This is a genomic window from Streptomyces sp. PA03-1a, from assembly GCF_033792805.1.
In the GTDB taxonomy this organism is placed as follows: domain Bacteria; phylum Actinomycetota; class Actinomycetes; order Streptomycetales; family Streptomycetaceae; genus Actinacidiphila.
This window is the reverse complement of sequence record NZ_JARAVO010000376.1, coordinates 1-5,972: the sequence shown is the minus strand read 5'-3', so window position 1 is coordinate 5,972 and position 5,972 is coordinate 1. Positions and strand designations below refer to the sequence as shown.

At 71.1% G+C, this 5,972-nt stretch carries 4 protein-coding genes; 2 read left to right on the top strand and 2 right to left on the bottom strand.

Annotation, left to right across the window (positions count from 1 at the left end; all coding sequences use genetic code 11):
• Positions 1 to 142: 142 nt before the first annotated feature.
• Positions 143 to 2,722 (bottom strand): ABC transporter permease, encoded by a 2,580-nt coding sequence (locus PV341_RS43280; RefSeq protein WP_500328693.1) that lies wholly within the window; start codon positions 2,720 to 2,722, stop codon positions 143 to 145.
• Positions 2,719 to 3,507 carry an ABC transporter ATP-binding protein gene (locus PV341_RS43275; protein ID WP_499512247.1) on the bottom strand — a complete coding sequence of 263 codons (789 nt, stop codon included), beginning with the start codon at positions 3,505 to 3,507 and terminating at the stop codon, positions 2,719 to 2,721. The genes PV341_RS43280 and PV341_RS43275 overlap by 4 nt, the downstream gene beginning before the upstream one ends.
• Positions 3,508 to 3,875: 368 nt before the next feature.
• On the opposite strand from PV341_RS43275, the gene PV341_RS43270 reads away from it, so the two are divergent.
• Together PV341_RS43270 and PV341_RS43265 are read left to right on the top strand one after the other, a co-directional pair.
• A complete protein-coding gene (locus PV341_RS43270) occupies positions 3,876 to 5,360 on the top strand; it encodes an MFS transporter (protein WP_500328694.1) in 1,485 nt (494 codons plus the stop codon).
• Between the two features lie 4 nt (positions 5,361 to 5,364).
• Positions 5,365 to 5,949 carry a Uma2 family endonuclease gene (locus tag PV341_RS43265; RefSeq protein WP_500328695.1) on the top strand — a complete coding sequence of 195 codons (585 nt, stop codon included), beginning with the start codon at positions 5,365 to 5,367 and terminating at the stop codon, positions 5,947 to 5,949.
• The last annotated feature ends 23 nt before the right edge of the window (positions 5,950 to 5,972 follow it).

Sequence of the window (5,972 nt, the reverse complement as noted above, 5' to 3'; positions counted from 1 at the left end):
TTTTTTTTTTATTTTATAGAAGCAAAAAGAGGTTAAGGAGATTCTCGGGGGCCGGGGGAATGTGATAAGGCAAACAACCCGCACACGACGACGGCCCCGGGCACGCAAGATGCGTACCCGGGGCCGCTGCGCGCTCCGCGCGCTACTCCGTGGCGATCGCGCCCAGCACGTTCATCCGCCCCGCCCGGAACGCCGGCACCAGCGCCGCGACGAGTCCGACGAAGGCCGAGCCGATGAAGACGGTGATGATCGTCGGCCAGGGGATCTCCAGGATCCCGAGCCCCTGGAGCGCCAGCAGCTGCTGGGCCGAGGCGCCCCAGCCCATGCCGAGGCCGAGGCCGAGCACCGCGCCGAAGAGGGCGATGACGATCGACTCCAGGCGGATCATGCGCCGCAGCTGCCGCCGCGACATGCCGATCGCCCGCATGAGGCCGATCTCCCGGGTGCGCTCCACCACCGACAGGGCGAGGGTGTTCACGACGCCCAGGATCGCGACGATGATCGCCAGGGCCAGCAGGCCGTAGATCAGGTTGAGCAGCTGGCCGATCTGGTCCTTGAGCAGTTGCTTGTAGTCGGCCTGGTTGCGGACCTGGACCTGCGGGAAGTCGTGCAGCGCCTTCTTCAGCCCGGCGTAGGCCGCGTCCTGCTGCCCGTCCTTGGCGGCGGCGAACATGATGTCGTTGATCGGCATCCGGTCGGCCGGCACGTAGCGCGCCGCGGTCGTGATGTTGGTGTACATCGCGCCCTGGTCGAAGACGGTGTCCGCTGAGGTGATGGCGGCGACCGTCAGTGTGGCGGTCTCGCCGTGCGCGAAGCGGACGGCGAGCTCGTCCCCGAGCTTGACCTTGTGCTTGTCGGCAAAGTTCTCGCCGACCGACATCGCGTTGGTGCCGTAGGCGGCCGACAGCTCGCCGGCGACCGTCTTGACCTGGAGGTCCTGGGCGTACGTCGGGTCCGCGGCGGACAGGGAGGTGTCGGACACCGACCCGTCGGGGGCGGTGAGCTTGACGTCGAGGGACTTGTAGTCGGTGACGTGGGCGAGGTGCGGCGCGGCCTTGATGGCCCGCTCGATCTGCGGGGTGATCGGCTGGCCGCTGTCGGAGGCGATGATGAAGTCCGCGCCGACCGACTTGTCGAGCTGGTCGGTCGCCGAGGCCACCATGGAGGAGCCGACCACCGACAGTCCGGCGACGAGCGCGAGGCCGATCATGAGGGCGGCGGCGGTGGCGCCGGTGCGCCGGGGGTTGCGCAACGCGTTGCGCTCGGCGAGGCGGCCGACCGGGCCGAAGGCCCGCAGGACGCCCGCGCTGATCACCCGGACGACGACGCCGGCGAGCAGCGGCCCGACGACCACGAAGCCGACCAGGGTGAGCAGGATGCCGAGGCCGAGGAACATCGAGCCGTCCGCGGCCTTGGTGGCCTGCACGGCGGCGACGAGGGCGGCGGCACCCGCGAGGGTGAGGACGAGGCCGATCGCGGCGCGCACCCTGCCGGCGCGGGCGTCGGCGGGGGTGCCGGCGTCGCGCAGCGCGGCCATCGGGGAGACCTTGCCGGCCCGCCGGGCGGGCAGGTAGGCCGCGAGGACGGTCACCACGACGCCGAGGACGAGCCCGATGACCGGGGTGGAGGCCTTGATCGTCAGGGAGGAGGTGTCGAGGTTCATGCCCACGCTGCCCATGAGGTTCATGAGCAGGACGGCAAGCCCGACGCCGCCGCCGATGCCGAGCACGGAGCCCACCACGCCGAGCAGCAGGGCCTCGACCAGCACCGAGCGGTTGACCTGGCTGCGGCTGGCGCCGATGGCCCGCATCAGGCCGATCTCCCGGGTGCGCTGGGCGACCAGCATCGAGAAGGTGTTGACGATGAGGAAGACGCCGACGAGGACGGCGATCCCGGCGAAGCCGAGCATCGCGTACTTGATGACGTCGAGGAAGCCGGCGATGTCCTTCTGGTTCTCGGCGGTCCACTCGGCCTGGGTCTGCACCTTGTAGCCGGCGGTGGAGCCGAGGGCGGCGGTGACGTTCTTCTTCAGCTGCTCGTCGCTGACCCCGGGCTTCGCGGTCAGGCCGACGCTGCTGAAGACGTCCTTGGCGCCGAGCACCTTGGTCTGGGTGGTGGCGGTGTCGAAGTAGAAGATCGCCGCACCGGGGTTGGTGACCTTGAAGGTGGCGATGCCGGTGATCCGGGCGTGGAACTCGCCGGGGATGGCGATCACGCGCAGTTCGTCGCCCAGTTCGAGGTGCTTCTTGTCGGCGGTGTCGGCGTCGACCATCACCTCGGTGGGACCGCGCGGGGCGTGGCCGGACGTGACGTCGACCGAACGCAGCTCCGTGGAGTCCCAGTTCGTGGCGATGGTGGGGGCGCCGGAGGTCGGGCCGAGGTTCTCGCCGGCGGCGTCGGTGACGGTCAGGGTCTGGCTGTTGGCCTCGCCCGTCGCGGACTTGACGCCGTCGACCTCCTTCAGCCGCGCGACCGTGGCGGCCGGCACGGTGGCCGCCTTGGTGGTCATCTGCATCTCGTCGTCGCTGGGCGCGCCCTTGGGCGTGACCGTGACGTCCGAGGCGGTGGCGGCGAAGAGCTTGTCGAAGGTGGAGGTCATGGTGTCGGTGAAGACGAGCGTGCCGCAGACGAAGCCCACCGACAGCAGGACGGCGATGGCGGACAGCGCCATGCGTCCCTTGTGCGCGACGAAGTTGCGCATCGAGGTCTTGACGACGGTCACGACGTCCTCCCGCGGGCGTCGAAGTCCTTCATGCGCTCCAGGACGGAGTCGGCCGTCGGGTCGCGCATCTCGTCGACGATCCGGCCGTCGGCGAGGTAGAGGACGCGGTCGGCGTACGAGGCGGCGACCGGGTCGTGCGTCACCATGACGATGGTCTGGCCGAGTTCGTCGACCGAGCGGCGCAGGAAGCCGAGGATCTCGGCGCCGGCGCGCGAGTCGAGGTTGCCGGTCGGCTCGTCACCGAAGATGATCTCCGGCCGGGCGGCGAGGGCGCGGGCCACCGCGACGCGCTGCTGCTGACCGCCGGAGAGCTGGCCGGGCCGGTGCTTGAGGCGTCCGGCCAGGCCGACGGTCTCCACGACCCGCTGCAGCCACTGGGGGTCGGCCTTGCGGCCGGCGATGTCCATGGGCAGCGTGATGTTCTCGGCCGCGTTCAGGGTCGGCAGCAGGTTGAAGGCCTGGAAGATGAAGCCGATCTTGTCCCGCCGCAGCTGGGTGAGCTTCTTGTCCTTCAGCTTGGTGATCTCGGTCTCACCGACCCAGATCCGGCCGTCGGTCACGGTGTCGAGACCGGCGAGGCAGTGCATCAGGGTCGACTTGCCGGAGCCGGAGGGCCCCATGATCGCGGTGAAGCGGCCGCGGTCGATGTCGACGTCGACCGCGTCCAGGGCCACGACCCGGGTCTCGCCCGAGCCGTACGCCTTGGTGACCTGACGGGCCCGGGCGGCCACGGCCGTACGTTCTCCGCTGCCCCCGGACTTGGGAATCGATACTGCCGTTGTCACTGGACTGCTCCTGTTCGAGTGGTCGTCGCCGCCGTTTCGGGGCGGGCTGCGTCGCCTACCAAGACTGGCTTCGGGGAGGGGGCCGGGACGATGGTGCGGGTCTCCGTATCGGCCCGGGGGTTAGCCCCACCAGAAGGCTAGGGAGCCCAGGAGGGCTCCCTCGTCCTCCGCCGGTACGAACCGGGGGTAGGAGAAAGTTCGGTGGGACCCCTAGGGGGACTGCACCTTTCGGCGGACCCGGCTCGGGGTCGAGCCTGCACCCTCCGGTCGCGGGAGGTTCAAGCCCTGCCGTCCGGCCTGCGGGAACCCCCTGTGCGCGCGGGGGCCCGGCATGAAATCGTGTGTCGTACACACAACCAGGGGGTCCCGTGGAGCGCACCGAGCAGACCGCGACCGCAGCCGCCACCGCTTCCGGGACGGGGCCGCAGCGGCGCGGCCCGGTGGTCGCCGCGCTGATGATGGCCATGGCGCTGGCGGCGATGGACTCCACGATCATCTCCACCGCGGTGCCGCAGATCGTCGGCGAGCTGGGCGGCTTCTCCGTCTTCTCCTGGCTCTTCTCCGGCTACCTGCTCGCGGTCACGGTGACCCTCCCGGTCTACGGCAAGCTCGCCGACACCTTCGGCCGCAAGCCCGTGCTGCTGACCGGCATCGGGATCTTCCTGCTCGGTTCCGTGCTGTGCGCCGGGGCGTGGAACATGGCCGGCCTGATCGCCTTCCGCATCGTGCAGGGGCTCGGCGGCGGCGCCATCCAGGGGACCGTGCAGACGATCGCCGGCGACCTGTACCCGCTCAAGGAGCGCGGCCGCATCCAGGCGGCGATCTCCACGGTCTGGGCGGTCTCCGCCGTCCTCGGGCCGCTGTGCGGCGGGCTGTTCGCCGGCTACGCCAGCTGGCGCTGGATCTTCCTGATCAACCTGCCCGTCGGGGCGGTCGCGCTCCTGCTCATCTCCCGTCATCTGCGCGAGCGGGTCGGCGAGCGGACCCGGCACCGCGTGGACTGGCCCGGCGCGCTGCTGCTCTTCCTCTCCGGCGGGCTGCTGATCACCGGCCTCGTGCAGGGCGGGCCCGCCCGGTGGTGGCTGCTCGGCGGCAGCCTCGTCCTGGGCGCCCTCACCGTGTGGGCCGAGCGCCGGGCCGCCGAGCCGATCATCCCCGGCTGGGTCTGGCGGCGCCGGGTGATCGTCGCCGTCAACCTGGCCCTCGGCATGCTCGGCGTCCTCATGGTGGCCCCGACGGTCTTCCTCCCCACGTACGCCCAGACCGTGCTCGGGCTCGGGCCGATAGCGGCGGGCTTCGTGCTGTCGGTGATGACGCTCAGCTGGCCGCTGTCCGCCGCCCTCAGCAACCGCGTCTACCTGCGCATCGGCTTCCGCAACACCGCCGCCCTGGGCATGGCGGCCGCCACCGTCGTCCTCGTCGTACTGGTGCTGCTCCCGTACGCCGGTCCCGCCTGGCAGCCCACCCTGGTGATGCTGCTGCTCGGTGCCGCCCTCGGGCTCTTCCAGCTCCCCCTGATCGTCGGCGTGCAGTCCACCGTCCCGTGGAGCGAACGGGCCACCGCCACCTCGTCGATCCTCTTCTGCCGCCAGGTCGGCCAGAGCGTCGGCGCGGCCGTCTTCGGCGCCGTCGCCAACGCCACCCTCGCCTCCCGCCTGCACGGCTCGGGCACCGACCTCGACTCCATCGCCGGCGCCGCACACATCGACGACCACGTGCGCCGCGCCGTCGCGGCGGCGGTCAACCACGTGTACGCCGGCGCGGCCGTCGCGGCGGTCCTGTCCCTGGCCGCCGTCCTCCTGGTGGCGCCCCGCCGCTTCCCGGTCCTGGAGGAGGACCCGGCGGTACGGTGACGCCGTGGACGCGAAGACCTACGCGCGCATGCGGGCCATCGCCGACGAGTTGATGGAGCGCGAGGACACCTGGGCCGTGGAGATCGGCGAGGGCGTCATCACGATGATGATGCCGCCGGTCAACCGGCACGAGCTGATCGCCCTGCGGCTGCGGCGGCAGATCGAGCGGCAGATGGCCGACGATCCGGACTGGGCCGGTCACGTGGCCCACAGCGGTCCCGAGATCGAGGCGCCCGCCATAGGGCGCATGCGCCGGCCCGACCTCGTCGTCGTACCGGAACAGGCCCTCGACACCCCCGGTTTCCTCGACCCAGCCGACGTCACCCTGGTGGCCGAGGTCGTCTCCACGTCCAACCCGGAGAACGACTACCGCGAGAAGGCCCGGGACTACCCCGCCATGGGCATCCCGCTGTACCTGATCATCGACCCGCGCGACAGGACGCTGGCCGTCCTCTCCGATCCGGGACCGGCGCCCGGCGACGACGGCCCCCGTTACCGGGCGCGCCACGACTACGCCTTCGGGGACGCCGTCCCCGTGCGGCCGTGGGTCCTGGACAGCGGGGAGTTCCCCGCCTACGACGGTTCCTGATCGTCCCCGGGTGAGGGGGAGGG